Source organism: Epibacterium sp. ABZ3_068 (assembly GCF_056159265.1).
In genome coordinates, this window is record NZ_JBSWUV010000002.1 from 205,606 (window position 1) to 228,053 (window position 22,448).

Here is a 22,448-nt window from a genome sequence, read left to right on the forward strand (position 1 = left end):
GAAGTCAGCCAAAGGCCTGAGATACAAGAGCGTAGGTTTTGAGGTCGGATGCCGGGCGGATCTTCAGATCCCGCACCATGGCCGTGCCGCCCCCGACATGTTCAAGACCAACCCGCGTTGCCATCGCGTCCAGCTCACGCTCGGCCGGGAAATCAATCCGCAGGAACTGGCCATCCAGACGGGAGGCCCCAGCCGCAACCAAAGCCTCTGCAGCACCATCGTTTTCCGCAATAATCGGCCCCAAAACGTAACCACGGCCAAAGGGACGCAGCATCGCAAAGCCTCCGTCAGTTGTCAGCACAAGGCCCGCATCGACGACTTTTGACAAAAGCCCCTTACGTTCCATCCCGCAGGCCGACTGGTCATCGCGCGCAAAGGTCGAAACGCTCACATCCTCCAGGAACTCAACCGGCTGTTCAGGCTCAGAACCTTGGGCAATACCCTGAAACTGTTTGATAATACCGGTTCGAGCAAACCCCATCTTCTCATAAAGAGGCAAGCCTTCCGCAGTGGCAATCAATCGCAATTCGCGGGCGCCCGCGGCCTCGATGGCTTGGTTCATCAGCTTGCGGCCCAGGCCGCGCCCCTGCAAGGCGTCATCGACGATAATCATATTCAGCGTTGCGACATCCCCAAAGATGGAGCACAGCGCCGTACCAACAACCCGATCCCCATCCAGCGCAACCACACCGACGGAGACGGACAGGGCCAGCGCCCAATCTTCGCGGCGATGCGGCCAGCTTACCTGTTGTGAAAGATGGAGCGCACCATCCAGGTGCTCTGGGGTGAACTCTGACAGGACAATATTCTGCGACTCAGCGAGGGTCATTTTCGCTCCGAAACTTGCTGTTTGTGTCAGCATAGGGCGTTTCGAGCGGCAGTTTTGCTCTGTTTCGAGAAAGTCGCGGCAGTTTCCTGCGCCGAAACTGCAGTCGGCGGCAGGAAATTCTGCGCGGGTTCGATTGCCTAAACGGCCAGTCGCTCAGCCAGTCGACGCATCAACAGACGGGTCGCCTGCAGCTCACTTTGGGTGATGAACTCTTCGGGACGATGGGCACGGGCGATATCTCCGGGACCACAGACAACAGACGGAACCCCTGCCGCCTGAAACAACCCGGCCTCTGTCCCAAAGCTCACCGCTTCCTGCGCGGGACGGCCGGAGATGTCACAGACCAAATCGACCAGAGGATGACCGCTGTCCAGGGCAAGTGCAGGGTAGCTGGACAGGAGTTCAGCAGATACGCCCGCAGACTCGGCAATGGATACAAGCGGTGCCAGAAGTGTTTCCGGATCCTGACCGGCAATCGCACGCAGTTCGATCCGTGCTTCCGTTCTGTCCGGAATAATATTCACCGCCTGACCACCCGCGATCGTGCCAATTTGCACGGTGGAATATGGCGGCTGGAACCGGTCATCCCGTGCCCTTTTGGCCAGATCCTCCGCAAGCCCGGTCGCAGCCGAAAGCACCGGAACCATCATGTGAATGGCGTTTTTCCCAAGGTCCGGACGGGATGAGTGACCCGGCACACCCTGCGCCAAAAAGCGCAATGCTGCCTTGCCCTTATGCGCCAGAACCGGCACCAGCCCCGTCGGCTCCCCGATAATGGCACCGGTCGCCGGAGCGCACAGATCCGGGAGCTGGGCTAACATATGGGGCACACCTTTGCATCCCGCTTCCTCATCGTAAGACAGCGCAATATGGATCGGCGCATTCAGGCTCATCGCCGTGAATTCTGGCACCATGGACAGAACCGAGGCAACAAAGCCTTTCATGTCACAGGCCCCGCGCCCGATCAGGCGTTCCCCGTCCTGGCGCAAGACAAACGGGTCAGCCTTCCATTCCGGCTCCTGGGCCGGGACGACATCCAGATGTGCCGACAGTATATACCCGGGCTGCGATGCGTCACCGATGGTGGCAAACAGGTTCGAGCGATCTCCCTCGGGCCCCGGCAGGACACGCACCGCAACACCATGGCCTTCCAGGAACCCCTTCACCCAGTTCACAATCTCTTGGTTCGGCTGACCGACCACGGATGGAAACCCGACCAGTTTGGCGAGAATTTCTTCAGGTGTCATGGGACCTCCTCAATTGCGTGCACACCAACGGTTATGTCCAACAGGCATACCAGTTCGCTATTATTGTGCCACACCCAATGCAACAAGAGCCACCGATGGCCGCGACACAACGGCATCCCGTGCCGCACTGCGCCGATGAAACGCAATTTCCTGCGTCAAAATTCACAAACTGCAGTGCACGCTGCCTGTCACAAACCGCAAAACTTGGGTCAAACGAGTTTTGGAGACCCTCATGACCTTCCGCCCCAAGTTCATCACCTTTGATTGCCACGGCACCATGATCTTTTTCGACATGGCGGGCGCTGCACGGGCACATTATGCCGAAATCCTGTCGCCAGAAGCGATGGATGTGTTCATTCGCGACTTCTCTGCCTATCGCCTGGACGAGGTTCTTGGCGCGTGGAAACCCTATGCCGAAGTTGTTTACAATTCGCTGGAACGCACATGCAAACGCAATGGCATCGCCTTTGATCCAGCTGTTGCAGAAGACATCTATAATCGCGTTCCCACCTGGGGTCCGCATGCCGATGTACCTGCCGGCCTTGCCAAAGTCGCCAAGGAAATCCCATTGGTCGCCCTGACCAATTCGATGAATGCGCAGATCCCGCACAACATCGAAAAACTGGGCGCGCCGATTGCGCATGTGTTCACCGCGGAAAGTGCAGGCGCTTACAAACCCCAGATGCGCGCGTTTGAGTATATGTTCGACCAGCTCGGCTGTGGTCCCGAGGATGTTCTGCACGTTTCTTCCAGTTTCCGCTATGACCTGATGACCGCCCATGACATCGGCATTAAAAACAAGGTTTGGGTGAACCGCGGTCACGAACCGGCAAACCCGTACTATGGCTATACTGAGATTGCGGATATTTCTGGCCTTGCAGGTGTCGTCGGTCTTTGACCGGCGCCGTCCCCAGACCAAGAAACGAGGGTCACATGCAGTTCAAATCCTATTGGCACGACAGTTCAGCCCCCTTTGCCAACGGCCAATCCGGTCCGGTTGAAGGACGGTTTGACGTGGCCATTGTTGGCGGCGGGTTCACGGGCCTTTCAGCTGCGTTGCGATTGGCAAAATCAGGCGTGCGCGTCGCCTTGTTAGAGGCCGAACACATCGGTGCCGGTGGGTCCGGACGCAATGGGGGGCATCTCAACAATGGGATCGCGCATGGCTATGCGGCGGCCAAATCACATTTGGGCGCAGAGCGCGCCCATGCGCTTTACCATGCTTTTGATCACTCCATCGACGTAATCGAAAAGGTGATTTCCGAGGAAGGGATCGCCTGTGACTTCCGCCGCGCGGGCAAGCTGAAACTGGCCTCCAAGCCAAGCCATGTCGCAGGTCTGCGCGCCAATTTCGAACTGATCAACAAGGAAGTAGACCCCGAAACCAAATGGCTGGATGCAGCCGATCTAAAATCCGAAATCGGCTCCCCCGGTTTCCACGGAGCCATCCTTCACGAGAAATCCGCCATGATGCACATGGGCCGCTACGTCAATGGGCTGGCAGAGGCTGCACATCGCCATGGCGTGCAAATCTGGGAACAGACGCCCATGCTCGGCCGCAAACGTGCCGGTGCGGGGTGGGATCTGGAAACCAAAGGTGGCACGCTTTGGGCAGAGCGGGTCATCCTTGCGACAGGAGCATATACCGCACAGCACGCCAATGCCCCTCTTGGCTGGTTTCGACGCCGGATCATCTCGGTTGGTTCCTTCATCATTGCCACACGTCCGCTGAGCTCTGATGAGGTTGCGCAGACCATGCCGGGCAACCGCACCTGTGTGACGTCCATGAACATCGGCAACTATTTCCGCTTGTCGCCGGACAACCGGCTGATCTTTGGCGGGCGGGCGCGGTTTTCTGCGGTCTCCGATCAACAGTCCGACGCGAAGTCCGGCACCATTCTGCAAGAGGGTCTGGCCCGGATCTTCCCGCATCTGAAAGGTGTTGAGATCGATTATTGCTGGGGCGGTCTTGTGGGGATGACGAAAGACCGGTTCCCACGTGCCGGTCAAGAGGACGGCTGGCTTTATGGAATGGGCTACTCCGGCCATGGGGCGCAAATGTCGACACTGGTGGGGCAGAACCTTGCCGATATGGCGATGGGACGGCAGATCGACTCTCCGCTCCACGGGTTGGACTGGCCAGCCGTTCCCGGCCACACCGGCAAACCCTGGTTTCTCCCCTTTGTGGGCATGTGGTTCGGCCTCAAGGACCGCCTGTCATGACCCTTGCCCCTGTCCTGACCCTCACCCTAAGGAATGCGCCGCAAGGCCAAACAACTGTGGTCCCTCCAGCGCGCGACGCTGGGGGCCGATGTGCATTTCCGTAACCGTATCAAAAACGCCAAGACCACACGCCGAAAGAAACGCCGCAAACTCAGGGCTTTCCAAAGGCAGATCAAGGCGCAGGAAACCACCTGCATTGGCCTGTACCACAGGCGCAATCATTTGCATCGCAAGCTGGGCATCTTCTGCCACAACCGGACCAATAACCTTGCCCCGCCCGAAATGGCGCACCAAAGCATAGGCAATGATCTCGCCGTTTCGCAGCGCGACCTGCCCTGTTGAACGGGCCAACAAAGCGTTCAAGACATGGCTGCGGTCTGCCCCAAATGCAGGCGTATCCAAAGCCAGAACAGCCGCAATATCCCCCTCTTCCAGCGGGCGCACTTCGACAGCAGGCACCGGCTCCGGCAAATGGATGGGGCGGGCCAGGCCTTGGTGTTGCCAGATCCGCTGCACGGGCCGGAAACCGACGCTTTCATATAGCCAATAGCCGGCACGTGTCGCGCTCAACCGCAGATCGCGTCCTTCGCAATCCGCCATAATCCGCTGCAACAACCACCGCCCGGTTCCCTGGGTCTGAAGACGTGGGTGGGTCACCATCATGCCGATCATTGCAAAGTCATCGCCCATTGGAAAGCTCATGGCCGAGCCCATTGGCCGGTCGATCTCATCCAGTGCGAGGTAGCCATCCCCCAGGGACATGAACAGATCAAGATCGTGATCACGATGCGGCCAGAACACACTGATTGTCAGTTCATGCAGCAGCTTACGGTCTGAAGGCGTCAGTATCCGGGCATTGGCCCGGTAATTCTCAAGCACCAATTCATCCACGTCCGCCTGGGACCCGTCATTGGGTTTTGTGTGGGACCCTTTTGAATTCTGGCTCATATATGTCTCGCAACGCCTTTGCCTGCACGGGCCATTGTCCGGCGCCCATGCGTCCATTTATGTGCCATTATCCTGTGGCACGGACGGCGTTTTGTGCCGTTTCCCGCCAATTGGCAACATATTCATCTCGTTTTTGGCAACCGCCTGTACAAGACCCATTTGCCGCAGGACGGTATTGACCGCGCGGTTAAAGACACCTGTTTGCGGCAATTGGATATCGTCAGGACGCTGCATCATGCCCACAGGCCCCCGGGTGAGATCCGTATCAATTGGCAATACCACCAAATGCCCGTCTGCCACTTCATTGGCAACAACACCGGCTGAGATGATCCAGACCGCATCCGAGCGGCGGGTATAATTCCGACCAAATGCGCCCGACACGGTCTCCAGCCGATTTTCGATTTTTCCAATCCCATTGGCCACCATAAAGTGATCCACAATCGGCCGAATTGCAGCGCCTTCCGGGGGGTAGATCACCTGCCAATCCACGATCTTTTGCAGATCCGGTGCCTCCAGCAAAGGATGACCAGCGCGCACAACGAACTCTACCCGTTCCTCGTAAAGCTGGGTAAAGGTCACGCCCTGCATCATCTCGGGCGTCCCCTGACGACCGATCACCAGATCCAGCTCTCCCAGCCGCAAACGTTCCATAAGATAGGCAACCGGCCCATCAATCACCCTGAGCGTCGTGTTCGGGCTGAGAGCGGCAAATTCAACGGCGACGTCTGGCAGCAGCCGCGCCGCAACCGAGGGCAAAACCCCAACTGAAAGCCGCGCCTTCCCCTGGCTTCCGACTTCTTCAACTTCCGTAAGCCCCTGTTGGAGAGCCGCCAGTGACATCTCTGCAAAATGCAGGAACACCTCACCCTGCCGTGTTGTGACAACGCCGGATCTGTTGCGTACCAAAAGTGTCGAACCCAGAATGTCTTCCAGCTCCTTCAGGGTTTTCGAGATCGCAGGCTGGGTCAGATACAACTTCTCAGCCGCTATTTTCAGGCTCTTCTCACGGCAAATTTCGACAAAACACTGGATGTGGCGAAATTTGATACGTCGGTCCATTTAGTTTCCATTTTGGATAAGTAAGTCGGATTTATCTTCATTTTACTTTGCCAAATCGAACAATCAATATCATCGGTGAAGATTCGGAGGAGGAAACACCATGCGGACCCAAGTTGCCATCATTGGTGGCGGCCCATCCGGGCTGTTGTTGAGCCAGCTTTTGCACCGCAAAGGCATCGACACCGTGGTGCTGGAACGCAAGACAAAGGACTATGTCTTGGGCCGCATCCGGGCAGGCATCCTTGAAACGGGTTTTGTGAACCTCATGCGAGAGGCCGGGGTTGGCAAACGTATGGACGCGGAATGCTATGTCCATGACGGCACGGTCATTTCCTATGGGGAAACACGGTTTGGCATTAATTTCAAAGAGCTAACCGGCAGCCATGTTGTGGTTTACGGCCAGACAGAAGTGACCCGCGATCTCTATGACGCGCGTGAAGCAGCGGACGGTAAAATCGTCTTTAACGTTGAGAACGTGGTGATCAACGAGGCCGATGGTGACAGACCCTTTGTTACCTATTCGGTCGACGGGCAAAGCCAGCGCCTAGATTGTGACTTTATCGCGGGCTGCGACGGTTTTCACGGCGTCAGCCGCCAGACAATCCCTTTGTCGGTCCGCAAAGAATACGAAAAGGTCTACCCTTTTGGCTGGCTGGGTATCCTGTCCGAAACGCCGCCCGTGAACCACGAGCTGATCTATGCCGGGTCGGACCGAGGGTTTGCACTTTGCTCGATGCGCAACGAGAACCTCAGCCGGTATTATATCCAATGTTCGCTGTCGGATTCCCCGGAGGATTGGACCGACGCGGCATTCTGGGAAGAACTGAAACGCCGGATCCCCTCCGAATACGCAGAACAGATTGTGACGGGCCCGACGATTGAGAAATCCATTGCTCCGCTGCGGTCTTTTGTGACTGAGCCGATGCGCTGGGGGCGTCTGTTCCTGTGCGGCGACGCGGCACATATCGTGCCCCCCACAGGAGCCAAGGGGCTGAATACGGCCGCAAGCGACATCCACTATCTTTATAATGGGTTGGTACAGTTCTACGAAGAGGACGACAGCGAAGGCATTGACCGCTACTCAGAAAAAGCGCTGGCCCGGATTTGGAAGGCCGAACGCTTTAGTTGGTCAACCACGAACCTTCTGCACAATTTCCCGGACCAGAACGCCTTTGATCTGAAAATGCAGGCCGCCGATGTGGCATTCCTGCGGGATAATGAAGCGGCGCAAAAGGCCTTTGCGCAGAACTATGTGGGACTTCCGTATTGATGCGTATCGCAGAACTCTCAAAGGTACGAATGCATTGGTGCGAAGACGGCGATCCGGAGGGTCTTCCAGTTGTATTTGCCAACTCCCTGGGTACCGACCTGCGTCTGTGGGATCAGGTCTTGCCGCTGCTGCCCGCAGGGTTGCGCCTGATCCGGTTTGACAAACGCGGCCACGGGCTTTCGTCCTGCCCTGCCGCGCCTTTTGCTCTGTCTGATCTGATTACAGATACCGAAGAGCTGTTGGACCAGCTGGCGGTAAGCCATTGTCTCTTTGTTGGCCTGTCGATCGGCGGCATGATTGGCCAGGGGCTGGCGTATAAACGCCCTGATCTGGTGCAAGCGCTTGTTCTGTCCAACACGGGCCACAAGATGGGAGAGGCTGCAATGTGGGCCGACCGCATCGCCGCCATCCAATCCGGTGGGATCAAAAGCCTGGCAGAGCCCATTCTGGATCGCTGGTTTGGCCCCAGCTTCCGGCACCGCCCCGAGGTTGAAGGCTGGCACAACATGCTGACCCGCACGCCGAAGGAAGGTTACATCGGGTGCTGCCACGCCATTGCCGGGACAGATCTAGGCCCGCAGACAGCCACTCTGGCGCTCCCCACTCTGGGCATTGGGGGCAGTGTTGATGGGGCCAGCCCGCCAGAGCTGGTTCGCAAGACCACACAGATGATTGCAGGGTCGACCTACGTTGAAATTGAAAACGCGGGCCATCTGCCCTGCGTTGAGGCACCAGCGGAATACGCAGCCCATCTGACCGCATTTATTCAGGAGATCCAGACATGAGCGACCGATTTGATACCGGGATGACCGTCCGGCGCCAGGTCCTTGGCGATGCCCATGTGGATCGGGCCGAAGCCAACAAGACACCCTTTGACGAAGCCTTTCAGACCCTCATCACCGAAGGGGCCTGGGGGACGGTTTGGGCGTCAGATGGGATCAGCGACCGGGAACGCTCCATGCTCACGCTCGCTCTGTTGGCGGCTTTGGGGAATTTTGACGAAATCCCGATGCATATTCGCGCAACCGCCCGCACCGGGGCCAGCAAACAGGATGTGCTTGAAGCCTTTCAACATGTGGCGATCTATGCCGGTGTGCCCCGTGCAAATCACGCCTTGAAGCTCGCCAAAGAGACTTACGCCGAGATGGAACAACAGGATTAACCCTGGGAAACGCGCAAAATTCCCAGACCCAAGAGGAGAGCCGCCAGATGACCAAACCAGGCGAATTCTACCAAAGAGACCGGAGCCAGCATCCGCCAGCGCTTGCTCTTGATTACAAAACAAGCGTCGCTCGCTCGCCGCAGTATTCGCTGATTTCGCTGCAAAACTCTGCCAGCGAAATCACCGGGCCGACCTTTGGCCACAATGACATAGATCCGATCGACAATGACCTGATCCTGAACTACGCCAAACCGGGCGAAAACCCGATTGGCGAACGGATCATCCTGCACGGTCGGGTTCTGGACGAAAATGCGCGCCCGCTTCCCAATACTCTGGTTGAGATCTGGCAAGCCAATGCCGGCGGGCGGTATCGCCATAAGAAAGATACCTATCTGGCTCCGATCGACCCGAATTTCGGGGGGTGTGGCCGTACCTTGACCGATGAGAACGGATATTACTTTTTCCGCACAGTAAAACCGGGGGCCTACCCCTGGCGCAACTTTGTCAACAGCTGGCGGCCAGCCCATATCCATGTCTCGATCTTTGGTACAGCCTTTGCGCAGCGCCTGATCACCCAATGCTATTTTGAAGGGGATCCACTGATCCCGAAATGTCCGATTGTGAAAACGATTCCTGATCCGGATGCCATCGAACGGCTGGTTGCCGCGCTTGATATGAACGCAACCATCCCGCTCGATAGTATAGCCTACAAGTTTGACATCGTCTTGCGCGGTCGCCGCTCGACCCTTTTTGAAAACCGTCTGGAGGGGAACTGATCATGCCACAGGAATTGGGATATCTGAAAGAAACCCCCTCACAGACCGCAGGCCCCTATGTTCACATCGGCCTCGCGCCCGGTGCCGCAGGGTTTGAGATCTACAAACAGGAACTCGGCTGGGATATCGCCGGTCCCAACGCCAAAGGCGAGCGTATCCGTGTCGAAGGCACCGTGATCGACGGCACCGAATCTCCTGTCAAAGACGTGATGCTGGAGATCTGGCAGGCCAATAACGACGGCGTCTATGCGCATGTCGAAGATGGTCGCCCGGTCGAGGATGGCTTTCGTGGCTGGGGTCGGGTGATCACCGATTTCGAAACCGGCGAATGGGGGTTTGACACAATCAAACCCGGCCCCGTGATGGGGCGAGACGGGCGTTTGATGGCTCCGCATCTGAACCTGTGGATCGTGGCGCGTGGCATCAACGTTGGTCTCAACACCCGCATGTATTTCGAAGACGAGAGTGAGGCAAACGCCGCTGACCCGGTCATCAACCTGATCGAATGGGAGCGCCGCCGGGCAACGTTGCTGGCGTCTCGTAGCGTTCGGGACGGGCAGGTTGTCTATCGCTTTGACATCAAGCTGCAGGGCGAAGACGAGACCGTTTTCTTTGACATCTAAAACATGTGCCGCCCCCAAACCGGGAGCGGCAGTCACTTTGAGGAGGCGTGGATGACCACTGATCCAAACCCAGTCGCAGGCAAACCCTGTATCATCTGTGTGGCTATCACCGGCTCCTTGCCGACCAAGGCCAACAATCCCGCCGTGCCCATCACGGTTACAGAACAGGTCGAAAGCACCCAGGAAGCCTTTGAAGCCGGAGCCAGTATTGTCCACGCCCATGTGCGCAATGACGACGAAACGCCCTCAAGCGATCCTGAGAAATTCGCGCGCCTCAAGGAAGGGCTGGAAAGACACTGCCCCGGTATGATCATCCAGTTCTCCACCGGGGGTCGTTCGGGCGCGGGGAAAACCCGTGGCGGTATGCTTCCGTTGTCTCCGGATATGGCCTCTTTGTCTGTGGGGTCGAACAACTTCCCCACCCGCGTCTATGAGAACCCGCCTGATTTGGTTGAATGGCTCGCCAGTGAGATGCGGACCCACCACGTTATGCCAGAGGTCGAGGCCTTTGACCTCAGCCATATTCTGCAGGCCATCCGCTTGCACGGCGACGACAAACTGTTTGGCAAGCTCTACGTTCAGTTTGTCATGGGCGTGAAAAACGCAATGCCTGCGGACAAGGCTGTGTTCGACTATTACGTCGAGACGATGAAAACCCGCGCACCCGGCGCGGAATGGTGTGCTGCAGGGATTGGATCCAACCAGATTGTTGTGAATGAATGGGCCATTGCGGCGGGCGGTCATACCCGCACCGGGCTAGAGGACAACGTGCGGCTCGACCGCGAAACACTAGCCCCATCCAATGCCGCACTGGTGGGGCGCGCAGCCGAGCTTTGCGCCAAATACGAGCGTCCCGTTGCAACCTGGCAAGAGGCACGTCAAATCCTTGGGCTTGCGGCGCGCTGATGGTTGACCCCTTTGCACATCCTTGGCTGGGCGGCTTGTTTGGTGACCCGGACACTGCCGCCGTGATTGGTCCCGAGGCGCAGCTTGCGGCGATGTTGCGGGTTGAGGCCTCATTTACCCGCGCCCTTGGGCGCGTCGGCCGTGTTCCCGCGGCAACCGCTGATGAGGTTGCACGACATATTCTGGCCCAACGCCCGGATCTTTCACTGCTGCGCACCGGAACCGCATCCGACGGAGTCGTTGTGCCCGCATTGGTGCGTGCCTTAAAAGCGGGTCTGAGCGAAGAACAGCACAAATGTGTCCACAAGGGCCTGACCTCGCAGGATGTCATAGACACCGCGCTGGTGCTGACACTGTCTGACGTCTGCGCCTTGTTCACGGACCGGCTCGATGCCATCTTGCGTTGGCTCCGCGACCTGCAACGGGACCATGGGCAGACCCCATTGATGGGCCGCACACGGATGCAAGCCGCACTGCCCATCAAAGTCGGACAACGTATCGACACCTGGGCAAATCCCCTGGCGAACCACATGCAGCGGTTGAATCAGGTGAAACCGCGCCTGCTCAAATTACAACTGGGCGGCGCTGCCGGGGATCGTGCGGCACTTGGCGAAGATGCAAAAGCAATCGCCAAAGCGATGTGTGAAGATCTGGATCTCATCAACCCGGCAAATTCTTGGCACAGCCGCCGCGACGGGATTGCGGAATTGGCCAATTGGCTTTCTCTGGTCACGGGCACTTTGGGCAAAATGGGCCAGGACATTGCCCTGATGGCCCAGCAAGGACTGGACGAGGTAAAACTCTCTGGCGGCGGCGGATCATCAGCCATGCCGCACAAGCAAAACCCGGTTCTGGCAGAGCTTTTGGTGACCCTTGCCCGGTTTAACGCTACGCAAGTCGCTGGCATGCACCATGCCCTTGTGCATGAACAAGAACGTTCAGGTGCTGCCTGGTCGCTGGAGTGGATGATCCTGCCACAGATGCTTCAGGCCTCGGGGCGTGCGTTGACCGCCGCAGAAGAGCTGATTGGCCAGATCAACCAGATGGGCACGCCCGAATAGTGAAACACCCGAAGCAAGGTTTCCCTTGCTTCGGGTGCCAAACTGCGACGCATCTCCTGCGTGACAGATCAGAGCGTAAAGGCCGCGCGGAACGCTTCCAATGCCACCTCGCTGTCGCCTGCGGCAAAGGCTTCCATACCGACCGGGCCGCGATAGCCCATGTCGTTGAGCGCTTTGGCCACGCCGGCATAGTTGATCTCACCCGTGCCGGGCTCGCAGCGGCCCGGATTGTCAGCCACCTGCACTTCACCAATCCACGGCAGGCAGGCTTCGCACCAGCGGATCAGATCACCTTCGCCGATCTGCGTGTGGTAAAGGTCAAGGTTAATACGCAACTGCGGGCGGTTCACGGTGGACACCAGTTCCAGCACTGCGGCGGTTGAATTGAACGGGCAACCCGGATGGTCGCGCAGGTTCAGGTTCTCAAGCGTAAAGACCACGCCCTCTTTTTCGGCCATGTCGCAGATCCGGTGCAGCGTGTCCCGCGCCTTGGTCCACATCCCCGGTGCCACATGCGCCATCTGCGGGATCGGAATACCCATGTCGCCCAAGCCCGTGCCGTGCAGGTTCAGACGATCCACACCCAGGCGCTTGCCCACCTGCGCTGTCTCATACGCGGATTTCAAGAGCATATCAGCCCCCTCATCATCCGCCAGGCGACCCTCAAGATAGCCGTTCATGATGGTATAATTCGCCCCAACAGCTTCCAGCTTGTTGAGGTCATGCTCCGGCCAATTCCACAGGCCGACGCCAAAGCCCATCTCGGTCAGCCGCGCAGCGCGCCAGTCGATCGCGTGTTCCGGCCAAAGCATTTCTGCACAGGCCGCCAGTTGAAACGGTTGTGTCATGTCTTTTGTCCTTCAATCAGACATTTCGATAAAAAGTGTTCAGTTAGATCGAACCAGCTTCGACCATGTAGTTATTTGCACTGCACATAGCGGCGTCATCCGAGGCCAGAAACAAGACCATCCGCACCACATAGACAGGGTCGATCGGGTCCGGCAGACATTGTCGCTCCAGATGTTTGGCCAGGGCTTCCGGTGTCACCCACAGCTCTTTTTGCCGGTCGGTCATGATCCAGCCCGGCACCACCGTATTCACCCGGATCCGGTGCGCGCCCAGATCCCGCGCCATTGTCCGGGTCAATCCATGGACCGCAGATTTTGCGGTGGTATAGGCCGGAAAGCCGCCCCCCGCTTCCCACCAGGAATTTGATCCCATATTGATGATTGCGCCCTGCCCCGCCGCAATCATCCCCGGCGCAACGGCCTGTATGGCAAAGAACATATGCCGCAGATTGGTCGCCTGACGCTCGTCCCAATACGCGGGAGTGACGTCTTGCCAATTGTGCCTGTCATCGCGGGCGGCATTGTTCACCAGAACCTCCGCCGCCCCCAATTTATCTTTCAATTGACCAAAGGCAGTCTGCAACGATGCGATGTCGCACAGATCACATTCGGCAAAAGAGACCTCTGCATCCAACCGATCCACCAAGGTCTCAGCCGCGGCCACATCCCGGTCGACAAAACCGACGTTCGCGCCCTGTTCGGCAAAGGCCTCGACCATTGTCGCCCCAATCCCCGAAGCTCCACCGGTGACAAAAACCACCTTGCCCTTCAGGCTGGGATAGGATGCAAAGGCCCGACTCATGCGTCGCGTTCCATAATCCACTCGACCTCGGGAGCGGGCACAAAACGCCACTTGCGCAGGGGACCCGCCATCACGTTGAGGTAGTACATCTCAAACCCATAGGGCGCGCCACAAGGGTGGTGACCCCGCGGAACACAGACCACATCCCCGTCTGAAACGGCCATGGTCTCATCCAGCTGCCCGTCATCGGTGTAAACGCGCTGAATGCCAAAGCCATCGGCCGGGTTCAAACGATGGTAATAGGTCTCTTCCAGATAGGTGATGCGCGGAAAGTCATCTTCGTCGTGGCGATGGCTGGGAAACGACGACCAATGTCCCGCCGGAGTGAACACTTCGGTCACCAGCAGACTGTCGCAATAGTCTTCATTCTCCATCGCGATATTGTTGATATACCGCGTATTTGTACCCTTGCCACGTTCCGTCAACTGGATGCCATCGGGGCCAATGCGACGGGCCTCATGCCCGCCTTTTCCCGGAGCCGCGCAAACGGCGATGGTGCAATCGGTCTCAGCGACGGCGCTCCAATCGGATCCGTTTGGCAGGTACAGACAATGCGGTGGTGTCTTCTCAAAGACATTCATCCGTTCGCCCAGTACCCCCCAATCCTGACCCGCGCCCTCAATCTTGGCCTTGCCTTCGACCATGACCAGGATCACCTCATTGTCACCGGTGGCCTCAGCCGCCGTGTCCCCGGCCTTCAGCTGATAAAGCGAGAACCCCACATATCGCCACCCCGCGCTTTCCGGGGTGATCTGATGCACTTTACCGCGTTTACCAAAAGGTTTCTTCAGAAGATCTGCCATTAGGTCTCTCCGCGTTTCAGTTGCCGTTCACGATGGTCAGGCCAGACTTGCCGCAAATCTCGGCAATATAGTCATAGCCGAGTTTCGAATACTCAAAGGGGTTCGCTTTCACAGGATCCTGCTCTGCCTCGACCACGATCCATCCTTTGTAATCCATCTTCTTCAGCTTGTCGGTCACCGCCTGAAAGTCAATGGTGCCCTGTGGATCACCCGGAACCGTAAAGGCCCCACCGATTACGCCGTCCAGGAAGCTCTTGTTTTCTGCCCGGATCATCTTGGTCACATCCTCACGGACATCTTTAAAGTGCACATGACGCACCCGATGGCCCCATTTGTCCAATGTCGCCATCACATCCGCACCGCCAAAATGCAGGTGGCCGGTGTCAAACAACAGGGTCACCTCTTCCGAACTGCCCTCCATCAACCAGTCGATATCCTCCTGATCTTCGATCATGGATCCCATGTGGTGGTGATAGGCCATAACCATACCCTGATCCGCCATCCACTTGGCCACTTCGGACAGCTTCGCCGCATAGCCTGTAACCTCATCCCGGCTCAGCTTGGGACGGTTGTTCACCGGGGTCGCAATGTCACCCTGCACGGTGTTGGAACATTCCGCATAGACCAGACAGGGGGACTTCAGCGCGACAAACTGCTCAACCTGTTGTTTGACAGCTTCAATCTCGTCGGCAACGCTAGCCTGCATCAGATTGCCGGAACACCAGCCACCACACAGTGCGATATCATTTGCCGCCAGATAGGCGCGCAGACCATCCGTGTCCTGAGGCATGCGCCGCCCCCGTTCAACACCGGTGTAGCCGATCTCACGCGCTTCTTTCAGCGCCTGTTCCATGGTGAATTCTGCTGTCAGATCCGGCAGGTCGTCGTTCTGCCACGCGATAGGGGAAATACCAATTTTCACGCTCATGTTGATCTCTTTCCTAACGATGCGCTTAGTTTAATCTTGCGCGTATGTTTGTTTCGTATGTTTTTCTTGCTTGTTTGACCTTGTCTCTGTTTGAGACTTCTGGGACGGCGACGTCCCACCAGTGTCCGCCGTCTGGTGTGCTGGGGTATGGGTCTGTGTCGATGACGACGACATAGGGTCCCTTGGCCTTTTTGGCGCGGGTGAGGGCCTGTTCCAGCTCGGCGATGGTTTTGACCTTTTCGGAAGTGGCGCCCATGGCGGCGGTATGGGCGACAAAGTCGATGTCGGAGGGGTTCACATGGTAGCTGTGTTCCAAGAGGTTGTTGAACTCTGCCCCGCCGGTGCCCATCTGCAGCCGGTTGATACAGCCGTAGCCGCGGTTGTCGGTGATCACCAGGGTGATCTTGATCCCCATCATACAGGCGGTGGCCAGTTCCGAGTTGGCCATCATGTAGGAGCCATCGCCGACCATGCAGATCACGTCACGCTCGGGCTGGGCCATTTTGATGCCCATGGCGCCTGCCACCTCATAGCCCATGCAAGAATAGCCGTATTCCATATGATAGGCCCCGGGGCGCGGCGCTTTCCAGAGTTTGTGCAATTCGCCGGGCATGGTGCCTGCGGCACACATCACCACGGTGTCCTCGTTTGAGGCGCGCTGCACCGCGCCGATGACCTGCTGGTCGGTGGGCAGCGCATTGGCCGCCTCCCCTGCAGGCGCGTCACACAGCGGATCCACAGCTGAAAACCAGCTGGTTTTCAGCTCTGGCGACGGCGCCTTGAACACATGTGTTCCCAGGTCCGCACTCAGGGCCGCGCTCAGCTCTGCAAGGCCCACTTTGGCATCTGCCTGCATGGGCAGAGCGCCGTGTTTCACCGCATCATAGGCCGCCACATTGAGGCTGACGAGCTGGCGCTCCGGGTTCTGGAACAGCGCCCAGGAGCCGGTGGTAAAATCCTGGAACCGCGTGCCCACACCCAGAACCAGATCCGCAGCCGCGCAGACCGTATTGGCCGAGGACGCCCCCGTCACCCCCACCGGGCCGAGGTTCAGCGGATGATCCCAGGCCAGCGCAGATTTCCCGGCCTGGCTTTCCACCACCGGGATCTGATGCGCCTCGGCAAAGGCTTTCAGATCCTCGGTTGCGCCCGCGTAATGCACGCCGCCCCCGGCCACAATCACCGGGGCTTTGGCCGCCTTCAGCGCCGCGGCCACACGGGCCAGCTCACCCGCATCAGGGCGAATGCGACGCTGATACCAGGTCTTGGGCTCAAAGAACGCCTCCGGGTAATCATAGGCTTCGGCCTGCACATCCTGACAGAACGCCAGGGTCACCGGGCCGCAATCGGCCGGATCGGTCATCGTGGCAAAGGCGCGCGGCAGCGCGGTCAGCAGCTGCTCGGGCCGGGTGATCCGGTCAAAATAGCGGCTGACCGGTTTGAAGCAGTCATTGGCGCTGATGGTGCCATCGCCAAAATCCTCGATCTGCTGCAACACGGGATCGGGGCCGCGGTTGGCAAATACGTCGCCGGGGATCAGCAGCAGCGGCAGCCGGTTCACATGGGCCAGCGCGGCGGCGGTCACCAGATTGGTGGCGCCGGGGCCGATCGAGGAGGTCACCGCCATGGCGCGCTGACGCCCCGATTGTTTGGCATAGGCAATCGCCGCATGGGCCATGGTCTGCTCGTTATGGCCACGCCAGGTCTGGAAGGTTTCGCGCGCGTCATAAAGCGCCTCACCAATCCCGGCCACATTCCCATGGCCAAAGATCGCCCAACAGCCCGCAATAAAGGGCTCTCCGGTCTCGGTCAGCTGCGCCTGAAGATAGCGCACCATCGCCTGCGCCGCTGTCAGTCGGATCGTCTTGCTCATCGCTCTTATCCTTCGTTACTCGGCCAATGGGCCTTGCCCCGCGCTGTGTCCCAGATCTCACAAAGGCGCTGATATCTGCCCGCCATATCGGCCACCGCATCCGCGTCCGAGATCTCCCCGGTCATATAGGCCTTGGCCGCATCGCCAAAAATGGTACGCCCCACCGCAAAGCCCTTGACCAGCGGATAGGCCGCCGCCACTTCAAAACTGGCCGCCAGTTCCGCCTCGGACGCCGCAAGCCCCAGGATCACAATACCCCGGGTATTGGCATCATTGCGGGTGATCGCCGCCACCGTGGCCTCCCAGGCCGCAGATGTGGTCATCGGCTCCAGCTTCCACCAGTCAGGGTAGACGCCAATATCGTAAAACCGCTGGATCACCTCGGCTGTTGTGGTGTCATTCACCGGACCCGCCTTGGAGGGGATCACCTCCAGCAGCATCTCCAGTCGGTTGCGGCGACAGGCTTCAAACAGGCGTTTGATCGTGTCTTCGTGGTCGGCCTTCATCTCATCCGTATCATCGGGGTGATAAAAACACAGAACCTTCACCACATGTTCCAGCGGCCATTCATTCAGCCCGCCAAAATCGGCGCCGATCTCAGGCTCCAGCCGCAGCGGCCGTGAGCCGGGCCACTCCACCGGGTGGCCGATCCACAACCCCTGGCCTGCCGCCTTGTAAAGCGCATCGCGCCCCAGGCGGCTGTCACACAACAGACCATAGCCGGGCTGCCCTTTGGCCACCGCTGCGGTGGCCTCCAGACACAGCTCCTTGAAGCTGCCGATCTTGGCGTCCGTCGCGCCCTCCAGCTCTTCCAGCTGCATGCGGTGGTCATAGGCAAAGACCCGCATGGTGGACCAGTCGCCCTTGCGGTTGGTGGACCAATGCAGCTGCTCCAGCTCGAGATCCTTGCGCAGCGCCTTCTCCTTGACCCCGCGCTTCAGGAAGAACTGCAACTCCTCCCAGCTGGGATAGGCCGGGGTACAGCCATGGCGGCTGACCGCAAAAGCGCCACAGGCATTGGCATAGGTCAGCGCGGTGGGCCAGTCTTCCCCCTCGATCCAGCCCTTCAGCAGACCGGACATAAACCCGTCCCCGGCCCCCAGCACATTGAACACGTCGATCGGAAAGCCCGGACCGCTTTCGCCGTCATCCAGACTGTCGGGAATGTCACCGCCAAAGGCCACAGCCCCCATCGGACCGCGTTTGCACACCAGCGTCGCAGCCGACACCTGGCGCACCGCGCGCAGGGCCGCAATTGTATCGGTGGTGCCCCCGGCAATATGGAACTCTTCCTCGGTGCCCACAATCAGGTCAAACAGATGCAGCGTCGACTGCAGCTTCTCGGTGACCGCCTGGCTTTCGACAAACCGGCTCTCACCGTCGCCATGGCCCGCAACCCCCCAGAGGTTCGGGCGGTAATCAATATCCAGCGCCGTCTGCGCGCCGCTTTCACGGGCCAGGTGCAGCGCCTTCAGCGTCGCCGCCTCCACATTCGGATGGCTCAGATGGGTGCCCGTGGCCACCACCGCCTTGGCCGAAGCGATAAAGTCCGGATCAATGTCATCCGCGCTCAGCGCCATATCGGCGCAGTTCTCGCGGTAAAAGATCAACGGGAACTGTTCCTGGTCGCGAATGCCCAGAAGCACCAGCGCCGTCAGACGCTCGGGGTCGGTGATCACACCGGTGGTGTCCACCCCCTCACGCGCCAGCTCCTCGCGGATGAAGCGGCCCATATGTTCGTCGCCCACCCGGGTGATCAGCGCCGATTTCAGCCCCAGGCGCGCCGTGCCCGCCGCAATATTCGTGGGCGAGCCGCCGATGTATTTGTTAAAGGAGGACATATCCTCCAGCCGCCCACCGATCTGCGCGCCGTAAAGGTCGACCGAGGACCGCCCGATGGTGATCACATCGAGATGCTTGTGCATGGTCTTTTCCTCTTCAGGACTTCAAAAGTTTCCGTATCCCAGGCGGTGCAGGCTGCGGGATCCGTCCCCGCTGCGCCCGCCCTGGCCCTCTTGTGCCGTCTTTGCGGCGGGGAGAAGCAGCACCCCTCCCCGCGCCCCCGCATCGCCTGCCCTTCGGGAGGAGGGGTCAGGCTGCGGGTTGTCTCTGCCCGATCCGCCGTGTCAGATCGTGCCCTCAAGCGACCCTTCCAGCTGCGCAAGCTCCTGCCCGCCCGCCATCAGATCCTGCAGCTCGTTCGGGGTGATCTCCCCCCGTTTGGCCGTGCCAAGCGTCTTGCCGCGATTAAGAACCGTAAACCGATCCCCCACCGCAAGCGCATGGCGCACGTTGTGGCTGATAAAGACAACGCCCACGCCCTGGTTGCGCACCTTATCGATGGTGGCCAGAACATTGGAGGTCTGACGCACCCCAAGGGCCGAGGTCGGCTCATCCAGGATCAGAACCTTGGCGCCAAAATAAACCGCACGCGCAATGGCAACCGTCTGGCGCTCGCCGCCCGACAACGTGCCAACCGCCTGATCGGGACCGCGCAGGTTGATGCCCATCTTGCGCATCTCTTCCACGCAGACATCATTGGCGTGTTCCACATCAAAGCGCTTCAGCAAACCGCGCCCCTTGGTGGGCTCGCGCCCCATGAAGAAGTTGCGCGTCACGCTCATCAGCGGGATCATCGCCAGATCCTGGAACACGGTGGCAATCCCGGCCTCCATGGAATCGCGCGGACTGTTGAAGTTCATCGGCTTCCCTTCAAAGAGGATCTCCCCTTTGGTGGGTTTGTGAACCCCCGACATCGTCTTGATAAAGGTCGATTTCCCCGCGCCGTTGTCCCCTAGAAGGCAGTGGCATTCACCGGGGCGCACATCAAAGCTCACCCCCGCCAGCGCGATGATATTGCCAAAATGCTTCTCGATGTTCTTCATCTGCACGATCGGAGCCGCAGCATCAGCCGCATCACCGTGGTGGAATGTGCTATCCTCAGTCATATCAGCGCTCCCCTGTCACACGTTTGCGGATCGCATTGTTGAACAGAACAGCAATCAGCAGCATCGCCCCCAGGAAAACCTGGAACCAGTCCTGGTCAAAATCCGTATAGGTCAGGCCAATCACAACCATGCCAAAGATGATCGAGCCAAAAAACGCACCGATCGCAGAACCATAGCCACCGGTCAGAAGACAGCCACCAATCACCGCCGCGATGATCGCCTCGAACTCTTTCTGGAAGCCACGCCGCGCATCGGTCGAACCGGCATCCATCACTGTGATGATCGCCACCAAAGCCGCACAGCAGGCCGTCAGCATAAACAGAGAGACCTTGATCTTGCGCACCGGAACACCGGAATTCGACGCCGCATTGCTGTCCCCGCCCGACGCAAAGATCCAGTTGCCCGCAGGCGTGCGCAGCAGCACATAGGTCGCCGCCAGCGCAATTGCGATGAACCACAGGATCTCAACCGGAATGCCAGGCACCTTGGGCGCACCGCTCTTGAAGGTGGCAATCACACCCGCCTCTGCCAGCCAGGCAAACAGGCCGCCAAAGGCCTCGCCCGAGAACACCGGCGCAAGCCAGTCCCCCTCGATCGCATCGCGCACGCCGCGCAGCTGGGTCGACCCGCCCGTGGCCAGCTTCAGACCCACCAGCGACAGACCCCGCAGGATAAACAGGAACGCCAGCGTCACAATGAAGGACGGAAGCCCCGAGCGCATCACGATATTGCCGTTGATCGCACCCACAAGCGCTGCAAAAACAAAGGTCATCGGGATCGCAACCACCAGAGGCAGCGACCAGTTCACCACACAGACCCCAAAGAACAGACCCGCAAAGGCCACCATCGAGCCAATCGACAGGTCAAACTCACCGCCAATCATCAACAGGGCTGCCCCGATCGCCAGGATCCCCAGCTGCGAGGCAGGGGTCATAAAGTTCATAACCCCCGAGAGGCTGAACATCGACCGGTCCGCCGTGATCGCAAAAAACAGAAATACAAGGACCACGCCCGCGATGGCACCCAGCTCAGGGCGTTTCATCAATTTGGTGAGAAGCGGTTCAGACTTGATCCTCTCATCCCCGGCATCTTGAGTTGTTACACTCATGTCTTCCTCCCAGAGTGAGGAACGGCGCCTGACGCGCCGCTCCGTTTGGTTGCATTCGGATTAAATCCGGCCCGGGCTTAGCGGATGCCCTTGGCCGACAGATCAACAACCTGACCGGCTTTGTCGGCGGTGATCAGGTTCGGACCAGACGGCACATTGCCACCCGGCATCAGACCGTATTTGGCGTGCAGCGCCAGGAAGTTCACCGACAGGTACCCCTGCAGGAACTGTTGCTGGTCAATTGCAAAGGCCGCGTCGCCCGCCATGATCGACTGCAGGAACGGCGCAGACATATCAAACGTGGCAACATTCACATCACGGCCAGACGCTTTGGCCGCCGCAACCGCAGGCTCACCCGCAGTCGACGCTCCCAGCGCCATGATGGTGTCGATGCTCTCATCAGACGACAGCGCCGCCGCAACCTTGGCCTCAACCTCGGTCGGGTCATTGGTCGTCGGAAGAACAGACCCCGTGCCGCCAAATCCCGCAAGGAAACCCTCGCAGCGCAGATCCAGCGCAACATTGCCAACTTCCTGGTTCACACAGATCGCAGAGGTGCCGCCCATGCCCGCAAGCTTCTCGCCCGCAGCCTTGCCCGCGTCATACTCGTCCTGACCCACATGCAGCAGCGCGCCCAGACCCTTGGACACATCAGAACCAGAGTTGATCGAAATCACCGGAATACCAGCCGCAACCGCACGTTCAATCGACGGGCCCAACGCATCCGCATCCGGGATCGAAACAACCAGACCATCCGGCTCCTGGTTCACCGCTGCATCAATCAGCTGCGACATCGCAACCATGTCAAACGTCTCAGGAGAGCGGAAATCAACATTCACACCCGTATCCTTACCCGCTTCCTCAACACCGTTCTTCACAACAGACCAGAACGGATCATTCGCCTGACCATGCGCAACAACAATGATGTCCTGCGCAAAAACAGGCGCTGAAACACTCAACGCACCAGCCGCAAAAACACCAGCCAAAAGTCTCTTCATAACTTGATCCTCCCATGATCAATCAGCGCACAAAAA

At 58.9% G+C, this 22,448-nt stretch carries 22 protein-coding genes; 9 read left to right on the forward strand and 13 right to left on the reverse strand.

Annotation, left to right across the window (positions count from 1 at the left end; all coding sequences use genetic code 11):
• Positions 1-4: 4 nt before the first annotated feature.
• Entirely contained in the window at positions 5-829 is an 825-nt protein-coding gene (locus ACXAEW_RS20775; RefSeq protein WP_474943254.1) for a GNAT family N-acetyltransferase, read from the reverse strand.
• Between the two features lie 137 nt (positions 830-966).
• Complete coding sequence (gene argE / locus ACXAEW_RS20780) at positions 967-2,076, reverse strand: acetylornithine deacetylase (protein WP_474943255.1); 1,110 nt, start codon at positions 2,074-2,076, stop codon at positions 967-969.
• A 232-nt stretch (positions 2,077-2,308) separates the two neighbouring features.
• Between argE and ACXAEW_RS20785 the strand changes: the two genes are divergently transcribed.
• Positions 2,309-2,974, forward strand: coding sequence for a haloacid dehalogenase type II (locus tag ACXAEW_RS20785; RefSeq protein ID WP_474943256.1), 666 nt, complete (start codon positions 2,309-2,311; stop codon positions 2,972-2,974).
• Between the two features lie 35 nt (positions 2,975-3,009).
• Entirely contained in the window at positions 3,010-4,299 is a 1,290-nt protein-coding gene (locus tag ACXAEW_RS20790) for an NAD(P)/FAD-dependent oxidoreductase (protein ID WP_474943257.1), read from the forward strand.
• Between the two features lie 21 nt (positions 4,300-4,320).
• Here ACXAEW_RS20790 and ACXAEW_RS20795 read toward each other — a convergent pair whose 3' ends face one another.
• The gene (locus ACXAEW_RS20795) at positions 4,321-5,247 is read right to left on the reverse strand and encodes a GNAT family N-acetyltransferase (RefSeq protein ID WP_474943258.1); all 927 of its coding nucleotides are present in this window, start codon (positions 5,245-5,247) and stop codon (positions 4,321-4,323) included.
• Between the two features lie 57 nt (positions 5,248-5,304).
• Positions 5,305-6,306 carry a pca operon transcription factor PcaQ gene (gene pcaQ, locus ACXAEW_RS20800; RefSeq protein ID WP_474943259.1) on the reverse strand — a complete coding sequence of 334 codons (1,002 nt, stop codon included), beginning with the start codon at positions 6,304-6,306 and terminating at the stop codon, positions 5,305-5,307.
• A gap of 100 nt (positions 6,307-6,406) precedes the next feature.
• Between pcaQ and pobA the strand changes: the two genes are divergently transcribed.
• From pobA to ACXAEW_RS20835, 7 genes are read left to right on the forward strand one after another with little or no spacing between them, the layout of a single operon-like run.
• Positions 6,407-7,576: a 4-hydroxybenzoate 3-monooxygenase gene (gene pobA, locus ACXAEW_RS20805; protein WP_474943260.1), complete on the forward strand. Its 1,170-nt coding sequence runs from the start codon at positions 6,407-6,409 to the stop codon at positions 7,574-7,576.
• A complete protein-coding gene (pcaD, locus tag ACXAEW_RS20810) occupies positions 7,576-8,361 on the forward strand; it encodes a 3-oxoadipate enol-lactonase (RefSeq protein WP_474943261.1) in 786 nt (261 codons plus the stop codon). The genes pobA and pcaD overlap by 1 nt, the downstream gene beginning before the upstream one ends.
• On the forward strand, positions 8,358-8,738 hold the full coding sequence (gene pcaC, locus ACXAEW_RS20815) for a 4-carboxymuconolactone decarboxylase (RefSeq protein WP_474943262.1): 381 nt from the start codon (positions 8,358-8,360) through the stop codon (positions 8,736-8,738). The genes pcaD and pcaC overlap by 4 nt, the downstream gene beginning before the upstream one ends.
• A 47-nt stretch (positions 8,739-8,785) precedes the next feature.
• Complete coding sequence (pcaH, locus tag ACXAEW_RS20820; RefSeq protein ID WP_474943263.1) at positions 8,786-9,514, forward strand: protocatechuate 3,4-dioxygenase subunit beta; 729 nt, start codon at positions 8,786-8,788, stop codon at positions 9,512-9,514.
• Between the two features lie 2 nt (positions 9,515-9,516).
• Positions 9,517-10,137 (forward strand): protocatechuate 3,4-dioxygenase subunit alpha, encoded by a 621-nt coding sequence (gene pcaG, locus ACXAEW_RS20825; protein WP_474943264.1) that lies wholly within the window; start codon positions 9,517-9,519, stop codon positions 10,135-10,137.
• Positions 10,138-10,188: 51 nt separating this feature from the next.
• On the forward strand, positions 10,189-11,043 hold the full coding sequence (locus tag ACXAEW_RS20830; RefSeq protein WP_474943265.1) for a 3-oxoadipate:acetyl-CoA acetyltransferase: 855 nt from the start codon (positions 10,189-10,191) through the stop codon (positions 11,041-11,043).
• Positions 11,043-12,104, forward strand: coding sequence for a 3-carboxy-cis,cis-muconate cycloisomerase (locus ACXAEW_RS20835; RefSeq protein ID WP_474943266.1), 1,062 nt, complete (start codon positions 11,043-11,045; stop codon positions 12,102-12,104). The genes ACXAEW_RS20830 and ACXAEW_RS20835 overlap by 1 nt, the downstream gene beginning before the upstream one ends.
• Positions 12,105-12,172: 68 nt before the next feature.
• On the opposite strand, the gene ACXAEW_RS20840 is transcribed toward ACXAEW_RS20835, so the two are convergent.
• The 9 genes from ACXAEW_RS20840 to ACXAEW_RS20880 form a co-directional block, all read right to left on the reverse strand.
• Positions 12,173-12,952, reverse strand: a complete 780-nt coding sequence (locus ACXAEW_RS20840) for a TIM barrel protein (RefSeq protein WP_474943267.1) — start codon at positions 12,950-12,952, stop codon at positions 12,173-12,175.
• A 43-nt stretch (positions 12,953-12,995) separates the two neighbouring features.
• Entirely contained in the window at positions 12,996-13,754 is a 759-nt protein-coding gene (locus ACXAEW_RS20845; RefSeq protein WP_474943268.1) for an SDR family NAD(P)-dependent oxidoreductase, read from the reverse strand.
• Entirely contained in the window at positions 13,751-14,557 is an 807-nt protein-coding gene (gene iolB, locus ACXAEW_RS20850; RefSeq protein WP_474943269.1) for a 5-deoxy-glucuronate isomerase, read from the reverse strand. The genes ACXAEW_RS20845 and iolB overlap by 4 nt, the downstream gene beginning before the upstream one ends.
• A 16-nt stretch (positions 14,558-14,573) precedes the next feature.
• On the reverse strand, positions 14,574-15,485 hold the full coding sequence (gene iolE / locus ACXAEW_RS20855; protein ID WP_474943270.1) for a myo-inosose-2 dehydratase: 912 nt from the start codon (positions 15,483-15,485) through the stop codon (positions 14,574-14,576).
• Between the two features lie 25 nt (positions 15,486-15,510).
• On the reverse strand, positions 15,511-17,358 hold the full coding sequence (gene iolD / locus ACXAEW_RS20860) for a 3D-(3,5/4)-trihydroxycyclohexane-1,2-dione acylhydrolase (decyclizing) (RefSeq protein WP_474941438.1): 1,848 nt from the start codon (positions 17,356-17,358) through the stop codon (positions 15,511-15,513).
• A 5-nt stretch (positions 17,359-17,363) separates the two neighbouring features.
• Positions 17,364-19,283 carry a bifunctional 5-dehydro-2-deoxygluconokinase/5-dehydro-2-deoxyphosphogluconate aldolase gene (locus tag ACXAEW_RS20865; RefSeq protein WP_474941437.1) on the reverse strand — a complete coding sequence of 640 codons (1,920 nt, stop codon included), beginning with the start codon at positions 19,281-19,283 and terminating at the stop codon, positions 17,364-17,366.
• 201 nt (positions 19,284-19,484) lie between these two features.
• Complete coding sequence (locus tag ACXAEW_RS20870; RefSeq protein WP_474941436.1) at positions 19,485-20,306, reverse strand: ATP-binding cassette domain-containing protein; 822 nt, start codon at positions 20,304-20,306, stop codon at positions 19,485-19,487.
• Position 20,307: 1 nt separating this feature from the next.
• Positions 20,308-21,414: an ABC transporter permease gene (locus tag ACXAEW_RS20875; RefSeq protein WP_474941435.1), complete on the reverse strand. Its 1,107-nt coding sequence runs from the start codon at positions 21,412-21,414 to the stop codon at positions 20,308-20,310.
• Positions 21,415-21,491: 77 nt separating this feature from the next.
• On the reverse strand, positions 21,492-22,412 hold the full coding sequence (locus ACXAEW_RS20880; protein ID WP_474941434.1) for a sugar ABC transporter substrate-binding protein: 921 nt from the start codon (positions 22,410-22,412) through the stop codon (positions 21,492-21,494).
• Positions 22,413-22,448 lie beyond the last annotated feature (36 nt).

What these genes read in the sequence shown, in the direction of transcription:
- pcaQ (WP_474943259.1), bottom strand. Translation starts at nt 6,306, where the DNA reads ATGGACCGACGTATCAAATTTCGCCACATCCAGTGTTTTGTCGAAATT.
- pcaG (WP_474943264.1), top strand. Translation starts at nt 9,517, where the DNA reads ATGCCACAGGAATTGGGATATCTGAAAGAAACCCCCTCACAGACCGCA.
- ACXAEW_RS20795 (WP_474943258.1), bottom strand. Translation starts at nt 5,247, where the DNA reads ATGAGCCAGAATTCAAAAGGGTCCCACACAAAACCCAATGACGGGTCC.
- ACXAEW_RS20880 (WP_474941434.1), bottom strand. Translation starts at nt 22,412, where the DNA reads ATGAAGAGACTTTTGGCTGGTGTTTTTGCGGCTGGTGCGTTGAGTGTT.
- ACXAEW_RS20865 (WP_474941437.1), bottom strand. Translation starts at nt 19,283, where the DNA reads ATGCACAAGCATCTCGATGTGATCACCATCGGGCGGTCCTCGGTCGAC.
- pcaH (WP_474943263.1), top strand. Translation starts at nt 8,786, where the DNA reads ATGACCAAACCAGGCGAATTCTACCAAAGAGACCGGAGCCAGCATCCG.
- ACXAEW_RS20835 (WP_474943266.1), top strand. Translation starts at nt 11,043, where the DNA reads ATGGTTGACCCCTTTGCACATCCTTGGCTGGGCGGCTTGTTTGGTGAC.
- pcaD (WP_474943261.1), top strand. Translation starts at nt 7,576, where the DNA reads ATGCGTATCGCAGAACTCTCAAAGGTACGAATGCATTGGTGCGAAGAC.
- pcaC (WP_474943262.1), top strand. Translation starts at nt 8,358, where the DNA reads ATGAGCGACCGATTTGATACCGGGATGACCGTCCGGCGCCAGGTCCTT.
- ACXAEW_RS20775 (WP_474943254.1), bottom strand. Translation starts at nt 829, where the DNA reads ATGACCCTCGCTGAGTCGCAGAATATTGTCCTGTCAGAGTTCACCCCA.
- iolB (WP_474943269.1), bottom strand. Translation starts at nt 14,557, where the DNA reads ATGGCAGATCTTCTGAAGAAACCTTTTGGTAAACGCGGTAAAGTGCAT.
- iolD (WP_474941438.1), bottom strand. Translation starts at nt 17,358, where the DNA reads ATGAGCAAGACGATCCGACTGACAGCGGCGCAGGCGATGGTGCGCTAT.
- ACXAEW_RS20845 (WP_474943268.1), bottom strand. Translation starts at nt 13,754, where the DNA reads ATGAGTCGGGCCTTTGCATCCTATCCCAGCCTGAAGGGCAAGGTGGTT.
- ACXAEW_RS20875 (WP_474941435.1), bottom strand. Translation starts at nt 21,414, where the DNA reads ATGAGTGTAACAACTCAAGATGCCGGGGATGAGAGGATCAAGTCTGAA.
- ACXAEW_RS20840 (WP_474943267.1), bottom strand. Translation starts at nt 12,952, where the DNA reads ATGACACAACCGTTTCAACTGGCGGCCTGTGCAGAAATGCTTTGGCCG.
- ACXAEW_RS20870 (WP_474941436.1), bottom strand. Translation starts at nt 20,306, where the DNA reads ATGACTGAGGATAGCACATTCCACCACGGTGATGCGGCTGATGCTGCG.
- ACXAEW_RS20785 (WP_474943256.1), top strand. Translation starts at nt 2,309, where the DNA reads ATGACCTTCCGCCCCAAGTTCATCACCTTTGATTGCCACGGCACCATG.
- pobA (WP_474943260.1), top strand. Translation starts at nt 6,407, where the DNA reads ATGCGGACCCAAGTTGCCATCATTGGTGGCGGCCCATCCGGGCTGTTG.
- argE (WP_474943255.1), bottom strand. Translation starts at nt 2,076, where the DNA reads ATGACACCTGAAGAAATTCTCGCCAAACTGGTCGGGTTTCCATCCGTG.
- ACXAEW_RS20830 (WP_474943265.1), top strand. Translation starts at nt 10,189, where the DNA reads ATGACCACTGATCCAAACCCAGTCGCAGGCAAACCCTGTATCATCTGT.
- ACXAEW_RS20790 (WP_474943257.1), top strand. Translation starts at nt 3,010, where the DNA reads ATGCAGTTCAAATCCTATTGGCACGACAGTTCAGCCCCCTTTGCCAAC.
- iolE (WP_474943270.1), bottom strand. Translation starts at nt 15,485, where the DNA reads ATGAGCGTGAAAATTGGTATTTCCCCTATCGCGTGGCAGAACGACGAC.